The sequence below is a fragment of the Sphingopyxis sp. genome (assembly GCF_035250425.1).
In the GTDB taxonomy this organism is placed as follows: domain Bacteria; phylum Pseudomonadota; class Alphaproteobacteria; order Sphingomonadales; family Sphingomonadaceae; genus Sphingopyxis.
Map to the genome: position 1 here is coordinate 42,475 of NZ_DATFFD010000299.1, position 20,046 is coordinate 62,520.

The window sequence follows — 20,046 nt, forward strand, 5'->3', positions numbered from 1 at the left end:
AGCGCTCGCTCTTCGCATGTGCTTTCGCCTCCCTTGGCGTCCGGCCGCGGCCGTGCTTATCGCAGTTCGAGCACCACCACCGATCGCGCGGGCAGTGTCACGACCAGATCGCCGCCCTTGAGGCTGGCTCCGTCGAAGGCGACCGGCCTGACGGCGTCGGGCGCGTCGAAGCTGTTGTGCGCGTTGATCGCGGGCGCGGTCAGCAGGCGGCCGGCGACCGCCGACGCCTTCACGCCGTCGAGCCGGACGGTCACGCGGTTCGTTTCGTTCGGATCGAGGTTCGACAGGGCGACATGGATCTTTCCGTCCCTGCCCCGCACCGCCGAGCCGCTGACCGCGGGGACCGCGAACGCCCCCTTGGCATAGCGCGGCGTGTCGATGGCGATCGGCAGCACGGTGGCGTCCTGCCACGGCTTGTACATTTCGAAGACATGATAGGTGGGGGTCAGCACCATCCGCTCGCCGTCGGTCAGGATCATCGCCTGCAGCACATTGACCATCTGCGCGATCGCGGACATGCGCACGCGGTCGGCATGTTTCGCGAAAATGTCGAGATGGACCGAAGCGATCAGCGCGTCGCGCAGCGTGTTCTGCTGGCGCAGGAAGCCGGGGTGCGTGCCGGGGTCCTGCGCATACCAGGCGCCCCATTCGTCGACCGCGAGGAATATCCGTTTTTCGGGGTCATATTTGTCCATGATCGCGCTGTGCAGCGTGATCAGCTCGTCCATCCGCCACGCCTGCTGGAGCGCGTCGGCCCAGCCGCTTTCGTCGAAATTGACGGGATCGGCCTTGGGCGGCCAGCCCCCTTGGGGCAGCGTGTAATAATGCAGCGAAACGCCGTCGAGCTGGCCCGCCGCGACGCGCATCATCGTCTCGGTCCAATTATAGTCGTCGACATTGGCGCCGGCTGCGATTTTCATGATCTTCGTCCCCGCCGGCGCCTTGATGAAGGTGGCGTAGCGGCGGGTCAGGTCGGCGGCATATTCGGGGCGCATGTTGCCGCCGCAACCCCACAGCTCGTTCCCGACGCCGAACCAGGGCACCGCCCAGGGCTCCTTGCGGCCGTTCTTCGCCCGCTCGTCGGCCAGGCTGCCGGCCGGCGCGGTCATATATTCGACCCATTCGGCCATTTCGCGCGGCGACCCGTTGCCGACATTGCCCGCGACATAGGCCTCGGCGCCGATCTGGCGCACCAGTTCGAAAAATTCGTGCGTGCCGACGCTGTTGGGTTCGGTCACGCCGCCCCAATGGGTGTTGATCTTGACCGGACGCTGGCCTTGCGGCCCGACGCCGTCGCGCCAGTGATATTCGTCGGCGAAACAGCCGCCCGGCCAGCGGATTACCGGCACCGACAGTTTGCGCAGCGCGCCGACGACATCGTTGCGGAAGCCGTTGGTGTTCGGAATTTTGCTGTCCTTGCCGACCCACAGGCCGCCATAGATGCCATTGCCCAGATGCTCGGCGAACTGGGTGAAGATTTCCTTCTTATAGACCGGCCCGGGGACGCCGGCGCGGATCGTCGCCGCGGTCGGCCTGTCCTGCGTGTCGGCATGGACCGTTCCCGCCAGCGCGGTGGCGCAAAGCAGGAGGGCGGCGCTCGTGCGGCGCAAAGCCTTCAACATCATCTTCTCCCTTTTCCCAATATCAATCGTGAAAGGCTTCGACACTCTCGCGCCGCCCCCGCAGAAAGGCGTCGGCGACGAGGCGAAGCGGGTCGATATCGACGTCGCTGCGCCCCCCGCGAATGAGGTTGGCGAAGCGCGAATAGAGGCCGGGATATTCCAGATCCTCATTATGTTCGGTGCCCGTGGGAAGCGAAAGCACCGCGCCTCCCTGCGACAGGCGGAGCGTGCCGGCGTCGGTCTCGACAATGATGTCCCAGCTCTGCGGCCCGGTCTGGCGCCAGTCGAGGTCCATGTGGATCGGCGCCCCCGTCGTGTCGCAAAGCGCGAGGTCGGCGGCGATCGGCGCGGCGCGGTTGGCCGGAATGCTGAGGGTCGCGGTCTTCAGAAAGACCGCGCGCGGAAGGATGTGGGTCAGGATCGACAGCGCGTTGATCCCCGGATCGAACACGCCGAGCCCGCCGGGTTCCCAGATCCAGGCCTGCCCGGGGTGCCAGACGCGCACATCCTCACGCCATATGATCGACACCTTTGCGATGCGCCGTTCGGACAGCCAGGCGCGCGCCGGCGCGACGCCGGCGGCGAAGCGCGAATGCCAGGCGGCGAACAGCGTCGCGCCGACCTTGTCGGCGCGCTCGCGCAGCGCGGCCACTTCGGACAGGGTGGCGCCGGGCGGCTTTTCCAGAAAGACGTGAATGCCGCGGCGGAGCGCCATCGCGGCGAGCCCGTAGCGGACCTGCGGCGGGGTGCAGAGCGCGACGGCGTCGATCGCGGGCCCCTTGTCGAGCAGCTCCTCGAGGCTTTCGAGGTGCGCGATGCTGTCGTCGGGGCCGCGATCGTCGGGGCTGACCGTCGCGGCAAGGCTGAAGGCCGGCGTGCCGGCGATCGCGGGCAGATGCTGTTCGCGCGCGATCTTGCCGACGCCGACCACGGCGATGCGGATCGGATCCATCGGTCAGAGCGCCCGGACGTCGACCGGCCGCGCGGCGGCGCGGACGAGCGCGTTGGCGACCGGCAGGGTGAAGGGCGCGGCCGAAATCTCGAACATATCGCCTTCGCGCGGGGTTACCCCGTCGCTGAAGGACAGGGTGGCGGTGCCGAAGAAATGGACATGCACGTCGCCGGGCCGGCGGAAGAGGTCATATTTGAAATGATGATGCTCCAGATTGGCGAAGCTGTGCGACATATGGCCTTCGCCCGACAGGAACGGCTTTTCCCAGACCGGATGGCCGTCGCGCAGGATACGGCTTGTCCCTTCGATATGTTCGGGCGGCGCGCCGAGCAGGAGTTCGGGGCCGAGCGCGGCCTGGCGCAGCTTTGAATGGGCGAGCCACAGATAATTGTGGCGTTCGGTCACATGATCGCTGAATTCGTTGGCGAGCGCGAGGCCGAGGCGCCAGGGCGTGCCGTCCGCGCCGACGATATAGATGCCGGCCAGCTCCGGCTCCTCGCCGCCGTCCTGTGCGAAGGACGGCATCTCCAGCGGATCGGCGGGGCCGACGAGCTGCGACCCGTCGCCCTTGTAGAACCATTCGGGTTGCTGCCCGACGCCGCCGGGCGCGGGCTTCCCGCCCTCCAGCCCTTCGAGGAACATGCGCATCGAATCGGTCTGCTTTTCGCCCGATGCGGCCGCCTGGTGCATCTTGTCGCGGCCCTCGGCCGATCCGAGATGGGTGAGCCCGGTTCCGGTCATCAGCAGATGCGCCGGATCGGGATGGTCGATGGGCGCCAGCAGCCGGCCCGCCGCGAACGCCGCTGCGATGTCGACCGGATCGCCGCGCCCGCACGCCCGCGCGGCTTCCGCGAGGGTCGTGCCTGCGGCGATAGCGCGGAGTGCGAGCTCGCGGACGCTGTTCGCGCCGGGCAGGAAATGGGCGCTGTCTCCTTCGGCGAGGATAACCGAGCGGGCGCCGTCGGGCGCGCGATGTTGAAGCAGGCGAAGGCAGGTCATATTTCTCTCCCTACCGCGGGCCGAAGCTGAAGAAGGCGCCGCGGGATTGCTGGTTTGTCAGTCGAGCGTCAGGCGCCCGTCGATCAGGCGGGGCGCGCCGTCGCCAAAGGCTTTGTCGCGCAGTTCGGGCGGCAGCACCGGCTGGGCCAGATTCTGGTAGCTGACCGGGCGCAGGAACCGGTCGATCGCGAGGCTGCCGACCGACGTCGTGCGCGGATCGGAGGTCGCCGGAAAAGGACCGCCGTGGACCATCGCGTGGCACACCTCGACCCCGGTCGGCCAACCGTTGGCGAGGATGCGGCCGGCCTTGCGTTCGAGCAGCGGCAGCAGGCGCGCGGCGAGCCCTTCGTCGGCATCGTCCATGTGCAGCGTCGCGGTGAGCTGGCCCTCGAGCCCGGCGAGCACGCCGGCAAGCTCGGCTTCGTCGGCGCAGCGCACGACGAGCGAGGAGGCGCCGAAGACTTCGTTCCCCAGCGCCCGATCGGAAAGGAACGCCGCGGCGCGGGTCTGGAACAGCATCGCGCCGCCATGCGTCCGGTCGCCCTCGGCGCCGCACGCGAGCGTCGCAACAGCCGGATTACCGGCCAGCGTGGCGGCGCCGCGCGCATAGGCGTCGCGGATGCCGGTGGTGAGCATGGTCTGCGGCGCGGCTTCGGAAACCGCACCGGCCGCGGCGGCGGCGAAGGCGTCGAGGCCTTCGCCTTCGATCGCCAGGACCAGCCCCGGATTGGTGCAGAATTGACCAGCCCCCATGGTGAGCGAAGCGACGAAGGCGGCGCCGAGCGCCGCCCCGCGCGCTTTGAGCGCGGCGGGCAGCAGCAGCACCGGATTGATGCTCGACATTTCGGCATAGACCGGAATCGGCACCTCGCGCGCCTGAGCGAGTTTGACGAGCGCGAGCCCGCCCGCGCGCGAGCCGGTGAAGCCCACCGCCATGATGCGCGGGTCGCGGACCAGCGCGGCGCCGAGATCGTTCGACGGGCCGCTGAGATGCCCGAACACGCCGGCGGGAAGGCCCGAGGCCGCCACCGCCCTGGTGATCGCGCCCGCGACGAGCGCGCCGGTCGCGGGGTGGGCCGGATGGCCCTTGACGACGACCGGACATCCGGCGGCGAGCGCCGAGGCGGTGTCGCCGCCCGCTGTCGAAAAGGCGAGCGGGAAGTTCGAGGCGCCGAACACCGCGACCGGGCCGAGCGGGATCATCCGCAGCCGGAGGTCGGGGCGCGGCAGCGGCTGGCGGTCGGGAAGCGCGGGGTCGATGCGGATCTGGCGCCAATATCCCTTGCGTAGGACGTCGGCGAAGAGGCGGAGCTGGCCGACAGTGCGGCCGCGCTCGCCCTCGAGCCGCGCCCGCGGCAGGCCGCTTTCGGACATGGCGGTCTCGATCAGCAAATCGCCGATCGCGAGAATCTCTTCGGCGATGCGGTCGAGGAAAGCCGCGCGCGTGTCGCCGTCGGTTGCGCGATATATGTCGAACGCCGCCTCCGCCGCGGCGCAGGCGGCGGCGACGTCGGCCGGGCCATGGACGGGAATCGGCCGGCCTTGCGGCTCGCCGGTCTCGGCCGCCACGGAACGAAAATCTGACATTGGATCCTCCTTATTACTCCGACATATTATGGGTGGACGAGAAACGCAATCTTTGTCGTTCCTTCGCGAGGCGAGGGCTGTTAGGCTCCGGTCAGGAGGACTATCGACCGGATATGGAAAACAAGCTCGCGAAAGTGAAGCATACGGCCAAGGCTTCCGAGGAGGCGCGTGGTCCCGGACGGCGGCTGCATGGCGCGATCGCGCATCGGCTGGGAACCGATATCTTGTCCGGCAAATATGCACCGGGCGATATCCTGTCGGGGGAGGTGGCCTTTTCGGAGGAGTTGCAGGTTTCGCGCAGCGCCTACCGCGAGGCGATCCAGGTTCTGACCGCCAAGGGGCTCGTCGCGAGCCGGCCGAAAGCGGGAACGCGCGTGTTGCCGCGCGACCGCTGGAACCTGCTCGATCCCGAGGTGCTGGGCTGGGCTTTCGCCGGCGAGCCCGACATCGACTTCGTCCGCAGCCTGTTCGAACTGCGCGCGATCGTCGAGCCGGCCGCCGCCCGCCTGGCCGCAGCGCGCCGCGACAAGGCCGATATGAAGGCGATGAAGGACGCGCTCGCCGCGATGCGGCGGCACACGCTGACCACCGAGGCGGGGCGCGCCGCCGACCGCGATTTTCACAATGCGATCCTGCATGCCACGCGCAACGACGCGCTGATGGTTCTGAGCGCCAGTATCGGGGCGGCGGTCAACTGGACCACGCAGTTCAAGCAGCGCACCCGCGCGCTGCCGCGCAACCCGATACCCGATCATGCGCGGGTCTATGACGCCATCGCCGCCGGCGACGGCGACGCGGCCGCGCAGGCGATGAACCAGCTCGTCGATCTGGCGCTCGAGGACACGCGCAGCGCGATGGACGCTTAGGACCGTCCTTCCCGATTGTATCGTCATCCCGGCCTTCGCCGGGATGACGGGATAGGAACCCTTATTCCTCCGCGGCGCCCTCTCCGCGCGGGAGCCCGGCCGTTCAGGCGCGCGCGTGCGAGGCGTCCGCCTCCAGCGCCGGCTCGGGCAGAGCCTGCGTCGGCTTGCTGCCCCACAGCGCATAGAAGAGCACATAAAGCTCGCATGCTGCGGTGAGCCAGAAGCTGTTCTGCAGGCCGACGGTGTCGGCCAGCCAACCCTGTACGACGACGAGCGCACCGCCGGCGATTGCCATGATCAGAAGGCCCGATCCTTCCTCGGTCAGCGGACCGAGACCCTTGATCCCCATTGCGAAGATCGCCGGGAACATGATGGAATGGCACAATCCGACGAGGATCAGGCACCACATCGCGACCGGCCCATGCAGGGTGGCGGCCCCGATCATCACCAGAAGGGCGGCCGACGCATAGACGGCGAGCACCTTGTTGGCGGGAAAGGCGCGCATGATGAAGGCTCCGGCAAAGCGGCCGACCATCATTCCGCCCCACAGCAGCATCAGATAGTGGGCGGCCTTGGCGGGGGTGATGCCCGCGATCTCGGGCAGGATGGCGAAATTGATGAAGAGGTTCGCCACGCCGATTTCGGCGATCAGATAGATGAAGATCGCAGGGATGCCGAAGGCCAGATTGCGATGCTTGTAGATCGGGTGTGCCCAGACTTTCCACAGCGGGATGGTCGTGCGCTCGGAGGCGTGGGCGCGGCGGGTTGCCGCCCCGAGGGCGGGCAGCTTTGCGCGCCAGAAGACCAGGGCGATGACGACCAGCACCACCGCGACCATGATATAGGGCAGCTGCGTCGCCTGCGCGTCGGCCAGCCGCTCCGCCGCGGTGAGCTGCGCGCCCTCGAGCGAATTGCCACCGGTCGTTCGGCTGAGGATGAGGTAGCCGCCGAAATAGGGCGCAAAGAAGGTGCCCATCGAATTGAAGGCCTGCACCAGCGTGAGGCGCGATTCCGACGATTCGGGCGGCCCGATCACCGCGACATAGGGATTGGCCGCCACCTGCAGGAGCGCGATGCCGCACGCGATCACGAACAGCGCGAGCAAGGTGATCTCATAGGAGGGGATGCGCGCCGCCGGGACCATGCCCAGCGCACCGGCCGCCATGATCAACAGCCCGATGATGATCGCCCTTTTATAGCCGACGCGCTCGATCAAAAAGGCCGAGGGCATGGAGGCGACGGCATAGGCGATGAACCACACCGACTCGATCAGCGTCGTCTGCGTATAATCGAGCTCGAACACGCTGCGCAGATGCGGCAGCAAGGTATTGTTGATGACGGTGATGAAGCCCCACATGAAGAAGAGGCTGGCTAGCAATGCCAGCGCCGGGCCGTACCGGATGTCGGCGCTGTGCGAACCATCGGCCGATGAGCCGGATGAAGGGATGGGTGCGGGCATATCTGTCCTCTCGGTCGTGGCGCGGTGCGTGCCATGACGAACCGGCTTGCGCTTTTTCTATTTGTCGGAGTATATGCGCAAAGCCATTCCGTCAATGGGGCGGCGTTGTTCAAACCATGTCGGGAGCAATCGGGGATGCGGATTCGGAAAAAGGCACTGGCCACGGGAGCGGCGATCGCGATGGTTTCAATCCCCGTTTCCGGGGCGTTGGCCGCCGAAGCGACACGGGCTCCGGCGGGAACACTCGCCGACGGCACCGTGGTGGAGGCGATCACGCTCAAGGCGAACAACGGCGTCTCCGCCGTGATCCTGAGCTATGGCGCCACGTTGCAGAAACTGTTCGGACCCGACCGCGAGGGCCGGATCGCCGATGTCGTGCTGGGTTACGATCGCCTGTCGGACTATGTCGACCATCCCAATTATTTCGGGGTCACCGTCGGCCGCTATGCCAACCGGATCGGCGGCGGCAAGTTCACGCTCGACGGCAAATCCTATCAATTGCCGCAGAATGACGGCGACAACAGCCTTCATGGCGGCGGGAAGGGCTTCGACAAGGCCGCATGGACCGTCGTCTCGGTGAAGTCCGGGCCAAAAGCGGAGGTCGTTCTGGGGCATAGGAGCCCCGACGGCGATGCCGGCTATCCGGGGACGCTGTCGGCGACCGTCACCTATTCGCTCGACGAGGCGGGAAATCTCGGCATCGCCTTCGAGGCGCGGACCGACAAGCCGACGATCGTGAACATGACCAACCATGCGATCTTCAACTTGGCGGGCGAAGGCGCGCCGCAGGGCGCGATGGATCACCTCCTCACGATTCCCGCGGGCCATTATACGCCGGTCGATGCGAAGCTGATCCCGACGGGCGAGCTGCGCCCGGTCGCGGGCACGGTTTTCGATTTCCGCGCGCCGCGGCGCATCGCCGACGGCCTGCGCGACGGCACCGACCAGCAGATCGTATATGGCCGCGGCTATGACCATAATTTCGCGCTCGACGCGGGCCTGACCGCCAAGCCGAAGCTGGCCGCCCGGTTGGAGGATCCCCAGTCGGGCCGCGTGCTGGAGGTGCTGACGACCGAGCCGGGCGTCCAGTTCTACGCCGGCAATTTCCTCGACGGCACGCTCGTCGGAAAGGCGGGGCATCTTTATCGCATGGGCGACGGGATCGCGCTCGAGCCGCAGAAATTCCCCGACGCGCCGAACCATCCTGATTTCGTGCCGGCGCGCGTCGATCCGGGCAAGCCGTACCGGCATGTCATGATCTATCGCCTGTCCACCGCGCGCTGACCAACATCAACATGAACGGAAAGACTATGCCCAAGCTGCGCAGCCGCGCCTGGTTCGACAATCCCGACAATATCGACATGACGTCGCTCTATCTGGAGCGCTACCTCAATTTCGGCCTCAGCCTCGAGGAATTGCGGTCGGGCAAGCCGATCATCGGCATCGCGCAGACGGGCAGCGACCTGTCGCCCTGCAACCGCCACCATCTCGTGCTCGCCGAGCGTATTCGCGAGGGCATTCGCGAAGCGGGCGGCATCGCGCTCGAATTTCCGGTCCATCCGATCCAGGAAACGGGCAAGCGCCCGACCGCGGGGCTCGACCGCAACCTCGCCTATCTGGGGCTCGTCGAGGCGCTCTATGGCTATCCCATCGACGGCGTGGTGCTGACCACGGGGTGCGACAAGACGACCCCGGCGTGCCTGATGGCGGCGGCGACGGTGAACATCCCCGCGATCGCGCTGTCGGTCGGGCCGATGCTCAACGGCTGGCACAAGGGCGAACGCACCGGGTCGGGGACGATCGTGTGGAAGGCGCGGCAGATGCTGGCGGCGGGCGAGATCGGCGACGAGGATTTCATCCGGCTGGTCGCCTCCTCGGCGCCCTCGACCGGCTATTGCAACACCATGGGCACCGCGACGACGATGAACAGCCTCGCCGAAGCGCTGGGCATGATGCTGCCCGGTTCGGCCGCGATCCCCGCGCCCTATCGCGACCGCCAGGAATGCGCCTGGCGCACTGGCAAGCGGATCGTCGAAATGGTCCACGAGGATCTGAAGCCCTCCGATATTTTGACGCTCGACGCCTTTCACAACGCCATCGCGGTCAATTCGGCGATCGGCGGCTCGACCAATGCGCCGATCCATCTGGCGGCGATCGCACGGCACATCGGCGTCGACCTGCCGCTCAGGGACTGGGAGACGATCGGGCATGATGTGCCGCTGCTCGTCAATCTTCAGCCGGCGGGCGAATATCTGGGCGAGGATTATTATCGCGCCGGCGGCGTCCCAGCGGTCGTCGCGCAGCTTATCGGACAAGGGCTGATCCGCGAGGGCGCGATGACGGTCAACGGCCGCACCATCGGCGACAATTGCCGGGACGCCGCGATCGAGGACGAGCGCGTGATCCGGCCCTTTGCGCAGCCGATCATGGACGAAGCCGGGTTCCTGGTGCTGTCGGGCAATCTGTTCGACGCCGCGATCATGAAGACCAGCGTCATTTCCGACGAGTTCCGCGACCGCTATCTGTCGAACCCCGACGATCCGGATGCGTTCGAGGGGCCGGCGGTCGTGTTCGACGGGCCCGAGGATTATCATGCGCGCATCGACGATCCCTCGCTCGGCATCACCGACCGGACGCTGATGTTCATGCGCGGCGCCGGCCCGATCGGCTATCCCGGCGCCGCCGAGGTCGTGAACATGCGCCCGCCCGCCTATCTGATCACCGAGGGCGTTTCGGCGCTGCCGTGCATCGGCGACGGTCGCCAGTCGGGCACCAGCGGCAGCCCGTCGATCCTCAACGCGAGTCCCGAGGCGGCGGCGATGGGCGGGCTCGCGCTGATCGAAACGGGCGACCGGGTGCGGATCGACCTGCGCCGGCGAACCGTCGACCTGCTCGTCTCGGACGAAGAAGTCGCGGCGCGGCGCGCGGCGTTGCAGGCGAGGGGCGGCTATGCCTATCCGGCCTCGCAGACCCCTTGGCAGGAGATGCAGCGCAGCGTCGTCGGGCAGATGAGCAGCGGCGCGATCCTCGAAGGCGCGGAAAAATACCAGCGCATCGCCCAGACGATGGGCCTGCCGCGCGACAATCACTGACGCCGAAGCGGGCGAGGAAACGATGGTCCACTGGCGGATGATCGATCGCGGCATCCGCGACAGCCTTGGCGAAGGCGCGCTGTGGAGCGTGCGCGACAATGCGGTCTATTGGGTCGATATTCTCGCGCCGGCGCTGAGCCGGCTTTCGCTCGCCGACGGCGCGATCGAACGGTGGGATATGCCCGAACCGCTCGGCTGGGTCGTGGAGGACGCTACCGGCGGGCTGATCGGCGGATTTCAGGGCGGCTTTGCCCGGATTTCGCTCGATCCGCTGGCGGTTCGGCCGATCGCCGACCCCGAACCGCATTTGCCCGGAAACCGCATGAACGACGGCAAAGCCGACCGCCACGGCGCGATCTGGTGCGGCACGATGGACATGGCCGAACGCGATGCGTGCGGTTCGCTCTACCGCCTGGCGCCGGACGGGGGGTGGCAGGTCATGGACAGCGGCTATCTGGTCCCCAACGGCCCCGCATTTTCGCCGTGCGGCCGCTGGTTCTATCATTCCGATACCGCGCGGCGGACGATCTATCGCTTCGAACTTTCCGAAGCGGGTATCGGCGGCAAGCAGCCGTTTATCCTTTTTGCGGAGGAGGATGGCTATCCCGACGGCATGACGACCGACAGCGAAGGCTATCTGTGGGTCGCCCACTGGGACGGGGGACGCATCAGCCGCTTTTCGCCCGATGGCCGGCTGGATCGCGCGATCGCTCTGCCGGCCCGGCGCGTCACCAGCATCTGCTTTGCGGGCGAAGCGCTCGACCGCTTGTTCGTGACCTCCGCCGCGACCGGTCTGCCGCCGTCGGATCAGGACGGCGCCCTGTTCGAGCTCGAAGCCGGGGTTTCGGGGGCCAAGCCAGGAATTTATGGCGGTTGATACGGTCCCGTCCTGAACGGCCGTTATTCGAGACGATGGTCCGTTCGGGATGGATGATTTGGCCGTGGCGGCAACCGGTCCGTGCGATGGGGCGGATGATGTCGCTTTTGCCGGATCATTCTGACCGTCAATTCGCGTAAGCGCGACGGTGCGGCCGGGAAAAATCGGGGCGTAACAGGGTTGCGCCAACTTGCTATAGCGTTGACTGGCGCAACGATGTTAATACCCCCTCCGAAGGCAGAGGCCAGGGGTTCGAAACCCTTCGGGTGTGCCAGATGGCTTCCCATGGTTTTTAGAGCCGGGGTTCGCGGGATGCTCTCGGGGAGATTGGCGCCGGATGTACGACCTGCTGGCCGGCCTGTCGGTGATCGAAGCTTCGTCCTTTGTCGCCTCTCCGACCGCCGGGCTTTACTGCGCGCAAATGGGCGCCGAGGTGATCCGCGTCGACCAGATCGGCGGCGGCCCCGACTTTCGTCGCTGGCCGGTGACCGACGCCAATGACTCGCTCTATTGGGAAAATCTGAACCGCGCCAAAAAGTCGGTCGCGCTCGATCTCGGCCGGCCCGAGGGGCGCGAGTTGCTGCAGGCGCTGGTGCGCGCGACGGGGCAGTTGGTCACCAATTTTCCGGCCGGCGGCTTCCTGTCGCATGAAAAGCTGGCCGAAGGGCGCCCCGACCTCGTCACCATACGCGTAATGGGGTGGGCCGATGGGGCGCCCGCGCTCGACTATACGGTGAACAACAGCGTCGGTTATCCGATGCTGACGGGTGCCGGTCCCGATCCGGTCAATCATGTGCTGCCGGCGTGGGATTTGCTGACGGGCGCCTATGCCGCCTTTGCGCTGCTCGCGGCGATCCAGCGCCGCGCCGTGACCGGCGAAGGCGGCGAGGTGCGCCTGCCGCTCTCCGACGTCGCGATCGGCACCGTCGCCAATCTCGGCGGCGTCGCCGAAGTGCTTTATACGGGTGCGAACCGCCCGCGGCTCGGCAACGCGGTTTACGGCCTGTTCGGGCGCGATTTTGTCACGGCCGACGGCCAGCGAACGATGATCGTCGTCGTCACGCCGCGCCAATGGGCCAATCTGATCGCCGCGTTGGGTCTCGCCGAAGCGATCGCGGCGATCGAGGCGGCGCGCGGCGTGTCGTTCGCGACCGATGACGGGCTGCGTTTCACGCATCGCGACGCGCTCTATCCGCTGTTCGAGCGCGCGATCGGCGCGCGGTCGCATGCCGATCTCGCCGCCGCCTTCGACGCCGGGGGCATCGTCCATTCGCCCTATCGCACGATGCACGACGCGGTGCAGGATCCGGCGTTGGTCGGCGACAATCCGATCTTCGGGCAGGCAGACAATCCTAGCGGTTTCGCTTATCCCGCGGCGGGCGCCTTTGCGACATTGCCGCAGCAGGAACGCCAGCCGCCGCGTGCCGCACCGCGCAACGGTCAGCATAGCGAGGAAATCTTGAGCGAGCGCCTCTCGCTTTCATCAGGTGAGCTTGCCCGGCTGATCGATGCCGGTATCGTCGGTATCGACTGACCATGGAGAAATGAAGACATGACCCTGCGCCGCGCCGCCATCGTCGCCCCGATCCGCACCGCCGTCGGCAAGTTCGGGGGCAGCCTGTCCTCGATGACTGCGGGCGAATTGGGCGCGGTGATCCTGAAGGCGCTGGTCGAGCGGGCGAAGATCGATCCTGCGCGCGTCGACGACGTCGTCTTTTCGCAAGGTTACGGAAATGGCGAGGCGCCCAGCATCGGCCACTGGTCGTGGCTCGCCGCCGGACTGCCGCTCGAAGTGCCGGGATACCAGCTCGACCGCCGCTGCGGTTCGGGGCTGCAGGCGGTGATCAACGCCGCGATGATGGTCCAGACGGGCATGTCCGATGTCGTCGTTGCGGGCGGCGTCGAATCGATGTCGAACGTCGAACATTATTCGACCGATATCCGCAAAGGCGTGCGCGCGGGCAATCTCACCCTCCACGACCGGCTGACGCGCGGGCGGATCATGTCGCAGCCGGTCGAGCGCTTCGGCGTCATTTCGGGCATGATCGAGACCGCCGAAAATCTGGCGAAGGATTATGACATCAGCCGCGAGGCGTGCGACGCCTATGCGGTGCGCAGCCACCAGCGCGCCGCCGCCGCCTGGGCGAATGGGCTGTTCGACGACGAGCTGGTGTCGGTGTCGGTGCCGCAAAAGAAGGGTGATCCGGTCGTCTTCGCGCATGACGAGGGTTACCGCGCTGACGCGACGCTCGAGACGCTCGGCAAGCTGCGCCCGCTCGAGGGCGGCGTCGTCACCGCGGGCAATGCAAGCCAGCAGAATGACGCCGCGGCGGCCTGCCTTGTCGTCGCCGAAGACAAGCTCGGCGAACTCGGGTTGGAGCCGATCGCCTGGTATCACAGCTCGGCGGCGGCGGGCTGCGACCCCAGCCGGATGGGTATCGGGCCGGTGCCCGCGGTCGAGCGGCTGTTTGCGCGCAATGGGCTCGGCTGGGGCGACATCGACCTTGTCGAACTCAACGAAGCCTTCGCGCCGCAGGTGCTCGCGGTGCTGAAGGGCTGGGGCTGGTCGGCGGACGACGGCCGGAACGAGATTCTCAACGTCAACGGCTCGGGCATCTCGCTCGGCCACCCGATCGGCGCGACGGGCGGGCGCATCCTTGCGAACCTGACGCGCGAGCTCGTCCGCCGTGACGGCCGCTACGGGCTCGAGACGATGTGTATCGGCGGCGGGCAGGGCATCGCCGCGATCTTCGAGCGCGCCGCCTGAACATGACCAATTTGCGGAAGGCGCTGGCGGCGGCGCAGGTCTATCGCGCCGCGACCGAGGCGGCGCTCGCCGAACGGCTGGCGCAGGCGCCGATCGACCGCGAGCAGCGCGCGGCGCATGGCTTTGCGTGGGTCGCGACGACGGTCGCGGCGCTGGAGGCGGTGCTGGCGTGGTGCGAGTCCGGCCAGGATACGAACCCGCTCGATGCGAAAGTCGCCACGCTCGCCTTCGCCGAGGGGATCGGTCAGCTCGTCGGCGGACTGCCGATGGGGCAGAATGAGATTTTCCGCCCGTCCGATCTTGGGCTGGGAGCGGCTGCGCGGATGCTCGCCGATGCCTGCGCCGATCTGCTCAACGCTGACCATGCCGCGATGCGCGCCGAAGTCGCGATGGCGCTCGCCGACGGCAACTGGCCGAGCGAGACGTTGCACGACGCCGATCTCGATTCAATCCGCGACCAGTTTCGCCGCTTCACCGATGCCGAGATCGTTCCGCACGCGCATGGCTGGCACCTCGCGAACGCGCTGATCCCCGACGACACCGTGCAGGCGATGGCCGATCTCGGCACCTTCGGCGTCTGCATTCCCGAAGAATTTGGCGGGCTCGGCCTGTCGAAGCTGGTGATGTGCATCGTCACCGAGGAATTGTCGCGCGGCTGGATCGGCGCGGGTTCGCTCGGCACGCGGTCCGAGATCGCGGGCGAGCTGATCGCGACGGGCGGCACCGACGCGCAAAAAGCCGAATGGCTGCCGCGGATCGCGAGCGGCGAGATACTGCCGACCGCGGTGTTCACCGAGCCCGATGTCGGATCGGACCTCGGCTCGCTCCAGACGCGCGCGCGCCGCGACGGCGATCATTGGGTGATCGACGGTGCGAAGGCCTGGATCACCCACGCCGCGCGCTCGGACCTGATGACGCTGCTCGCGCGCACCGTGCCCGACGCCAAGGGCTATGCCGGCCTGTCGATGCTGCTCGTCCCCAAGCCGCGCGGCAGCGAGGCCAATCCCTTTCCCGCCGCCGGCATGAGCGGCAGCGAGATCGAGGTGCTCGGCTATCGCGGGATGCGCGAATATGCGTTGCAGTTCGATGCGATGACGGCGCCCGCCGGCGCGCTCCTCGGCGGCGAAGAGGGGCAGGGGTTCAAACAGCTGATGCGCACCTTCGAAGGCGCGCGGATCCAGACCGCCGCGCGCGCGGTCGGGGTGGCGCGGCGCGCGCTCGAACTCGGGTTGAGCTATGCGCTGAACCGCAAGCAGTTCGGCAAGGCGATCGTCCACTTCCCGCGCGTCGCCGACAAGCTCGCGATGAGCCTCGTCGATTTCGTCGCCGCACGCGAGCTGAGCTATGCCGCCGCGCGCGCAAAGGATAGCGGCAAGCGCTGCGACATCGAGGCGGGGATGGCGAAGCTGCTCGCGGCGCGCGCCGCCTGGTCGAACGCTGACGCCAGCCTGCAGATCCACGGCGGCAACGGCTATGCGCTCGAATATGAAATCAGCCGTGTTTTGTGCGACGCGCGCATCCTGAATATCTTCGAGGGCGCGGCCGAGATTCAGGCGCAGGTGATCGCGCGCGGGCTGGTCGGCGGGCGCAACTAGCGTCAGAGCAGGGACTGACGCGCCGCTCCTCTCCTATGAGCGTGCGGGCTTTTCGTCTTGATACCGGTAGCGCCTCCCTTTCCTTTTGGATCGAGTGTCGATAGGGTTGTCACACAACTAGCCCATATGACCAGAGGGGATGCAATGCCGAAGATCGTGTCAGCCCGCGTGATACTCACCTCGCCGGGCCGCAATTTCACGACGCTGAAGATCGAGTGCGACGACGGCACCACCGGCGTCGGCGATGCGACGCTCAACGGCCGCGAGCTCGCGGTCGCGGCTTATCTGTCGGAACATGTCGTCCCCTGCCTGATCGGGCGGGAAGCGCATCGGATCGAGGATATCTGGCAATATCTCTACAAGGGCGCGTACTGGCGGAGCGGCCCGGTGACGATGGCGGCGATCGCTGCGGTCGACATGGCGCTGTGGGACATCAAGGGCAAGATCGCGGGACTGCCAGTCTATCAGCTGCTCGGCGGCGCCGCGCGCGAGGGCTGCATGGTCTATGGCCATGCCAATGGCACGACGATCGACGACACGATCGAGGCGGCGCGCGATTATCAGCGGCAGGGGTATAAGGCGATCCGCCTGCAATGCGGCGTGCCCGGAATGGCGTCGACCTATGGCGTCAGCAAAGATCGCTATTTCTACGAGCCCGCGGACAGCGATCTGCCGAGCGAGAATATCTGGTCGACCGCGAAATATATGCGAATCGTCCCCGACCTGTTCGCGGCGTCGCGCGAGGCGCTCGGCTGGGACGTCCATCTGCTCCACGACGTCCACCACCGCCTGACTCCGATCGAGGCCGCGCGGCTTGGCAAGGATCTTGAGCCCTATCGACCCTTCTGGATCGAGGACGCGACCCCGGCCGAGGATCAGGAGGCGTTCCGCCTGATCCGCCAGCACACGACGACCCCGCTCGCGGTTGGCGAAATCTTCAGCTCGATCTGGGACTGCAAGGCGCTGATCGAGAACCGGCTGATCGACTATATCCGCGCCACCGTACTCCACGCGGGCGGCATTACGCATATGCGGCAGATCGCCTCGTTCGCCGATCTCCACCAGATTCGCACCGGTTGCCACGGCGCGACCGACCTGTCGCCGGTGACGATGGCGGCGGCGCTGCATCTTGGGCTTTCGATCCCCAATTTCGGGATCCAGGAATATATGCGCCACACCGTCGAGACCGACGCGGTCTTCCCGCACGCCTATCGCTTTGCGGACGGCATGCTCCATCCGGGCGACGCGCCGGGCCTCGGCGTTGATATCGACGAGGCGCTCGCCGAAACCTTTCCCTATGCCCGCGCCTATCTGCCGGTGAACCGGCTCGAGGACGGAACGATGTGGAGTTGGTGATGCGGGGATCGCTGATCGCCCTCGCATCCATGGCCGCGCGCTGGAGGCGGCCGAGCCGCCCAGCGCCCCGATTCCCGGCCCTAGCCCGTTTCGTGGCGCGATGATAATGCAGCATCGATGGCGGTAACCAAGGCGGCGTCGCTGGCGGACGATCTGGTCCAGCGCTTCGAGGAACAGATCGAAACGGGTGAAATGCCCGTTGGATCGCGCTTCCCGACGGAAAAAGAGATCACCGAGACGTTCGGCGTCAGCCGCACCGTCGTACGCGAAGCTTATTCGCGCCTCGCTGCGCGTGGCCTGCTTGTCTCGCGGCGTGGTTCGGGAGCTTATGTCCCCGACGGCGCGCAATATCGCGCCTTTCAGGTGACCGCCGAGGAGATCGGCGAGATCGACGATGTGCTCAAGCTGCTTGAAATGCGCATGGGGTTCGAGGCCGAGATGGCCGATCTCGCTGCGCGGCGGCGCACCGGCGCCGATCTGGTGGCGCTGCGCCGCGCGCTCGACGCGATGGAGGAAAGCAGCGACGTCGACGCATCGGTCGCTGCCGACGCCGCCTTTCACGCCGCGATCGCGCGCGCGACGGGCAACCCCTATTTTTTGCGCTTCACCCAGTTTCTCGGCGTGCGGCTCGTCCCGTCGCGGCGACTGTACCTGCAAGGTGACGATCCGGTCCGGCATCAACGCTATGCGCATACGATCAACCGCGACCATGAAGCGATCTTCGTCGCGATCGAGGCGGGCGATCCGGTCGCCGCGCGCCGCGCCGCGCGACGGCATATCGAAAAATCGATCCTGCGCTATCGGACGCTCAAGGAGAGTCGATAGCCGCCCCGACCGGTCTGCGCGCTATTGATCATTGCGGCCGGTGCCAAACCCGTGCCCCAGAACGGGCCGCGCAGGAAATTAGCTATCTACGGACCTTGATTTCGACTCGTGATGCTCTATTCCAACCCCCGTGCAAGGCGACCCCGACAATTACATAAGCCTGCTGTCTGCCGCGCAGATCGAAACGTTGCGGCACGTTTACGAGCACAAAAATTCCAAGCAGATCGCGCGCCTGATGAACGTTTCGCCGCACACCGTCGACGAGCGTGTGCGCCGCGTGCTAAAGAAACTCAATGTTTCAAATAGGATAGAGGCTGCTCGGATCCTTGCGATTAACGGTGTCTTCGATCATGTTACCCCTTATCAGCCTTTGACATATCAATTGATCGACCTTGGCGACCTATCTCCGCCCCCCGATGCGGATGCGGGGCGCAGTTCGTTTCGGCGATTTTTCGATATTGGTTCGCCATTTCCTACCGCGTCCCAGCCGGCCAACCGGCATGGGTTGATGGAAAGGATAATCTGGCCAATCCTGATCGCAGTAGCGACAATATTGGCTTTCTCCGCCCTCTATTCGATCCTTGTCGGACTTGGTCATATTCTGACCTGATGTTCGAACGAATGCTGCGGGGGGGAACCGGTAGCATTCTTTTTCAAGGAAAAAGAAAATGCTGAATCAACGAGTTTCTGCGGCGAAGAAGATCGCTTCCGACCTGCACTTGGCCGAAGACGCCATCGACGAAGCGATGATCCGTATCGCCCAGCTTGCCGCGACGCTGCCCACCGCGCGCCGCGAAACCAACATGTCGGCGATCGTCGGCCAGGACGCGATGGCAAAGGTCGCGCATGCGCTCGCCGCGGCGGGCGAAGTCCGCCAGCTCCTGACCGATGCGCATCTGGCGCTGACCGTGACGCAAAAGGAAGTCGGCCTCGGCACGCGGATGTTCGGCGCGGGCGTGAAGCCGGCCGAAGCGAAGCTGGTCGACGAAGGCAGCAACGATCGCTCGGGCGCCGGCGCGACGACGTTCGCGAAGGCCGGTTGAACCGCAAGAAAGGTTGACAGCCACAATGTGGTCCGTGGCGATCTATTATGTTGTCTTGCTCATCACGGTGGCCGTCGCGATCCGACGCGGCGGACCACTGGAACGCTGGGCCGCCTATACAGCATTGATCGCCTCGGTCCTCACCAGTGCCTTGGCGCCCTTTCCGACCTGGACCGATATCGAACTGAATATCTTCGTCATCGACATGCTGGTTCTGCTGAGCTTCTGGTTCATTGCCATGCGCACGCAGAGTTTTTGGCCCTACTGGATTACCGGATGGCAGCTGATCGCCATTTTCGGGCATATCCAGAAGTATATGTTCTCGGAGATATTGGCGCGGCCCTATTCGCTCCTCTCAGTCTATATATCGTACCCGATCCTGTTGCTGATCATCTATGCATCGCGGTCGTCCAGCCGGCGGGAAAACGTTACGGCCTGATATGTGGCTCCCCAGGGGCATCGTCACATGCAGCAATTTTCGAACCAAGAAATTGCCGAGCTGAAATCGCGGGTCGACCAGATTCACGAACTGCTGGCGAGTCGCGGCGAGGAATCGCCGGACGCGTCCGTACGCGGCATCGATACCGCGCGCCGCGACACCTCGCCGAACGCGGGGCTGCTCGACCAATTGTCGTTCAGCATCCAGATCCGGCGCATCCGCCGCAGCCATTTCGGCACCGCCGAAATGTCGGGCCCGACCTGGGACATGATGCTCGACCTCATGCTCGCGGGCGCGCACGGCCGCGTGCTCAGTGCCAGCGATCTTGCGACCGGCGCGGGCGTTCCGCTGTCGTCGGGGCTGCGCATGATTGCTGCACTCGAACGGCTCGGGTTGTTGCACCGCTCGATCGACGAGCGCGACCGGCGCCGCACGATCGTCCGGCTGACCGATACCGGAACCGAGCGCATGGCCACCTATTTCGAAAAAATCGGCACTGCTTGGCAGGACGGGCAAACGCTGGCAGCCTAGCCCCCCGACCGGGTGCGGGCCGACTGGTCGCGCGCT

General features: G+C 66.3%; 18 protein-coding genes. 13 read left to right on the forward strand and 5 right to left on the reverse strand.

Annotated elements, in window-relative coordinates; genetic code table 11:
• Positions 1 to 56 precede the first annotated feature (56 nt).
• From VJ811_RS18170 to VJ811_RS18185, 4 genes are read right to left on the reverse strand one after another with little or no spacing between them, the layout of a single operon-like run.
• Positions 57 to 1,622, reverse strand: coding sequence for an alpha-N-arabinofuranosidase (locus VJ811_RS18170; RefSeq protein ID WP_324074984.1), 1,566 nt, complete (start codon positions 1,620 to 1,622; stop codon positions 57 to 59).
• A gap of 22 nt (positions 1,623 to 1,644) precedes the next feature.
• The gene (locus VJ811_RS18175; protein WP_324074986.1) at positions 1,645 to 2,574 is read right to left on the reverse strand and encodes a Gfo/Idh/MocA family oxidoreductase; all 930 of its coding nucleotides are present in this window, start codon (positions 2,572 to 2,574) and stop codon (positions 1,645 to 1,647) included.
• A gap of 3 nt (positions 2,575 to 2,577) precedes the next feature.
• Entirely contained in the window at positions 2,578 to 3,573 is a 996-nt protein-coding gene (gene araD1 / locus VJ811_RS18180; protein WP_324074988.1) for an AraD1 family protein, read from the reverse strand.
• Positions 3,574 to 3,630: 57 nt separating this feature from the next.
• A complete protein-coding gene (locus VJ811_RS18185; protein WP_324074990.1) occupies positions 3,631 to 5,160 on the reverse strand; it encodes an aldehyde dehydrogenase (NADP(+)) in 1,530 nt (509 codons plus the stop codon).
• A 113-nt stretch (positions 5,161 to 5,273) separates the two neighbouring features.
• Here VJ811_RS18185 and VJ811_RS18190 point away from each other — a divergent pair, with 113 nt between their 5' ends.
• A complete protein-coding gene (locus VJ811_RS18190) occupies positions 5,274 to 6,026 on the forward strand; it encodes a FadR/GntR family transcriptional regulator (protein ID WP_324074993.1) in 753 nt (250 codons plus the stop codon).
• A gap of 103 nt (positions 6,027 to 6,129) precedes the next feature.
• Here VJ811_RS18190 and VJ811_RS18195 read toward each other — a convergent pair whose 3' ends face one another.
• Positions 6,130 to 7,485, reverse strand: a complete 1,356-nt coding sequence (locus tag VJ811_RS18195) for a sugar MFS transporter (RefSeq protein WP_324074995.1) — start codon at positions 7,483 to 7,485, stop codon at positions 6,130 to 6,132.
• 180 nt (positions 7,486 to 7,665) lie between these two features.
• Between VJ811_RS18195 and VJ811_RS18200 the strand changes: the two genes are divergently transcribed.
• The 12 genes from VJ811_RS18200 to VJ811_RS18255 all read left to right on the forward strand — a co-directional run bounded on the left by VJ811_RS18200 (position 7,666) and on the right by VJ811_RS18255 (position 20,010).
• Positions 7,666 to 8,769 carry an aldose epimerase family protein gene (locus VJ811_RS18200; protein ID WP_324075040.1) on the forward strand — a complete coding sequence of 368 codons (1,104 nt, stop codon included), beginning with the start codon at positions 7,666 to 7,668 and terminating at the stop codon, positions 8,767 to 8,769.
• Between the two features lie 11 nt (positions 8,770 to 8,780).
• A complete protein-coding gene (locus VJ811_RS18205) occupies positions 8,781 to 10,577 on the forward strand; it encodes an IlvD/Edd family dehydratase (RefSeq protein ID WP_324074997.1) in 1,797 nt (598 codons plus the stop codon).
• Positions 10,578 to 10,599: 22 nt separating this feature from the next.
• Positions 10,600 to 11,454: an SMP-30/gluconolactonase/LRE family protein gene (locus VJ811_RS18210; protein WP_324074999.1), complete on the forward strand. Its 855-nt coding sequence runs from the start codon at positions 10,600 to 10,602 to the stop codon at positions 11,452 to 11,454.
• Between the two features lie 337 nt (positions 11,455 to 11,791).
• Complete coding sequence (locus VJ811_RS18215) at positions 11,792 to 12,988, forward strand: CoA transferase (protein WP_324075001.1); 1,197 nt, start codon at positions 11,792 to 11,794, stop codon at positions 12,986 to 12,988.
• Positions 12,989 to 13,006: 18 nt separating this feature from the next.
• Entirely contained in the window at positions 13,007 to 14,221 is a 1,215-nt protein-coding gene (locus VJ811_RS18220; RefSeq protein ID WP_324075003.1) for an acetyl-CoA C-acetyltransferase, read from the forward strand.
• A gap of 2 nt (positions 14,222 to 14,223) precedes the next feature.
• Entirely contained in the window at positions 14,224 to 15,816 is a 1,593-nt protein-coding gene (locus VJ811_RS18225) for an acyl-CoA dehydrogenase family protein (RefSeq protein WP_324075005.1), read from the forward strand.
• Between the two features lie 144 nt (positions 15,817 to 15,960).
• On the forward strand, positions 15,961 to 17,172 hold the full coding sequence (gene manD, locus VJ811_RS18230; protein ID WP_324075007.1) for a D-mannonate dehydratase ManD: 1,212 nt from the start codon (positions 15,961 to 15,963) through the stop codon (positions 17,170 to 17,172).
• A 117-nt stretch (positions 17,173 to 17,289) separates the two neighbouring features.
• Positions 17,290 to 17,997: a FadR/GntR family transcriptional regulator gene (locus tag VJ811_RS18235; RefSeq protein ID WP_324075009.1), complete on the forward strand. Its 708-nt coding sequence runs from the start codon at positions 17,290 to 17,292 to the stop codon at positions 17,995 to 17,997.
• A 130-nt stretch (positions 17,998 to 18,127) separates the two neighbouring features.
• Entirely contained in the window at positions 18,128 to 18,607 is a 480-nt protein-coding gene (locus VJ811_RS18240) for a response regulator transcription factor (RefSeq protein WP_324075011.1), read from the forward strand.
• Between the two features lie 58 nt (positions 18,608 to 18,665).
• Positions 18,666 to 19,040: a hypothetical protein gene (locus VJ811_RS18245; protein ID WP_324075013.1), complete on the forward strand. Its 375-nt coding sequence runs from the start codon at positions 18,666 to 18,668 to the stop codon at positions 19,038 to 19,040.
• 25 nt (positions 19,041 to 19,065) lie between these two features.
• Positions 19,066 to 19,479, forward strand: coding sequence for a hypothetical protein (locus VJ811_RS18250; RefSeq protein ID WP_324075015.1), 414 nt, complete (start codon positions 19,066 to 19,068; stop codon positions 19,477 to 19,479).
• A gap of 27 nt (positions 19,480 to 19,506) precedes the next feature.
• Positions 19,507 to 20,010 carry a MarR family winged helix-turn-helix transcriptional regulator gene (locus tag VJ811_RS18255; protein ID WP_324075017.1) on the forward strand — a complete coding sequence of 168 codons (504 nt, stop codon included), beginning with the start codon at positions 19,507 to 19,509 and terminating at the stop codon, positions 20,008 to 20,010.
• Positions 20,011 to 20,046 lie beyond the last annotated feature (36 nt).

Coding starts and splice junctions, on each gene's coding strand:
- VJ811_RS18170 (WP_324074984.1), bottom strand. CDS start 1,622: ATGTTGAAGGCTTTGCGCCGCACGAGCGCCGCCCTCCTGCTTTGCGCC.
- VJ811_RS18175 (WP_324074986.1), bottom strand. CDS start 2,574: ATGGATCCGATCCGCATCGCCGTGGTCGGCGTCGGCAAGATCGCGCGC.
- araD1 (WP_324074988.1), bottom strand. CDS start 3,573: ATGACCTGCCTTCGCCTGCTTCAACATCGCGCGCCCGACGGCGCCCGC.
- VJ811_RS18185 (WP_324074990.1), bottom strand. CDS start 5,160: ATGTCAGATTTTCGTTCCGTGGCGGCCGAGACCGGCGAGCCGCAAGGC.
- VJ811_RS18190 (WP_324074993.1), top strand. CDS start 5,274: ATGGAAAACAAGCTCGCGAAAGTGAAGCATACGGCCAAGGCTTCCGAG.
- VJ811_RS18195 (WP_324074995.1), bottom strand. CDS start 7,485: ATGCCCGCACCCATCCCTTCATCCGGCTCATCGGCCGATGGTTCGCAC.
- VJ811_RS18200 (WP_324075040.1), top strand. CDS start 7,666: ATGGTTTCAATCCCCGTTTCCGGGGCGTTGGCCGCCGAAGCGACACGG.
- VJ811_RS18205 (WP_324074997.1), top strand. CDS start 8,781: ATGAACGGAAAGACTATGCCCAAGCTGCGCAGCCGCGCCTGGTTCGAC.
- VJ811_RS18210 (WP_324074999.1), top strand. CDS start 10,600: ATGGTCCACTGGCGGATGATCGATCGCGGCATCCGCGACAGCCTTGGC.
- VJ811_RS18215 (WP_324075001.1), top strand. CDS start 11,792: ATGTACGACCTGCTGGCCGGCCTGTCGGTGATCGAAGCTTCGTCCTTT.
- VJ811_RS18220 (WP_324075003.1), top strand. CDS start 13,007: ATGACCCTGCGCCGCGCCGCCATCGTCGCCCCGATCCGCACCGCCGTC.
- VJ811_RS18225 (WP_324075005.1), top strand. CDS start 14,224: ATGACCAATTTGCGGAAGGCGCTGGCGGCGGCGCAGGTCTATCGCGCC.
- manD (WP_324075007.1), top strand. CDS start 15,961: ATGCCGAAGATCGTGTCAGCCCGCGTGATACTCACCTCGCCGGGCCGC.
- VJ811_RS18235 (WP_324075009.1), top strand. CDS start 17,290: ATGGCGGTAACCAAGGCGGCGTCGCTGGCGGACGATCTGGTCCAGCGC.
- VJ811_RS18245 (WP_324075013.1), top strand. CDS start 18,666: ATGCTGAATCAACGAGTTTCTGCGGCGAAGAAGATCGCTTCCGACCTG.
- VJ811_RS18250 (WP_324075015.1), top strand. CDS start 19,066: ATGTGGTCCGTGGCGATCTATTATGTTGTCTTGCTCATCACGGTGGCC.
- VJ811_RS18255 (WP_324075017.1), top strand. CDS start 19,507: ATGCAGCAATTTTCGAACCAAGAAATTGCCGAGCTGAAATCGCGGGTC.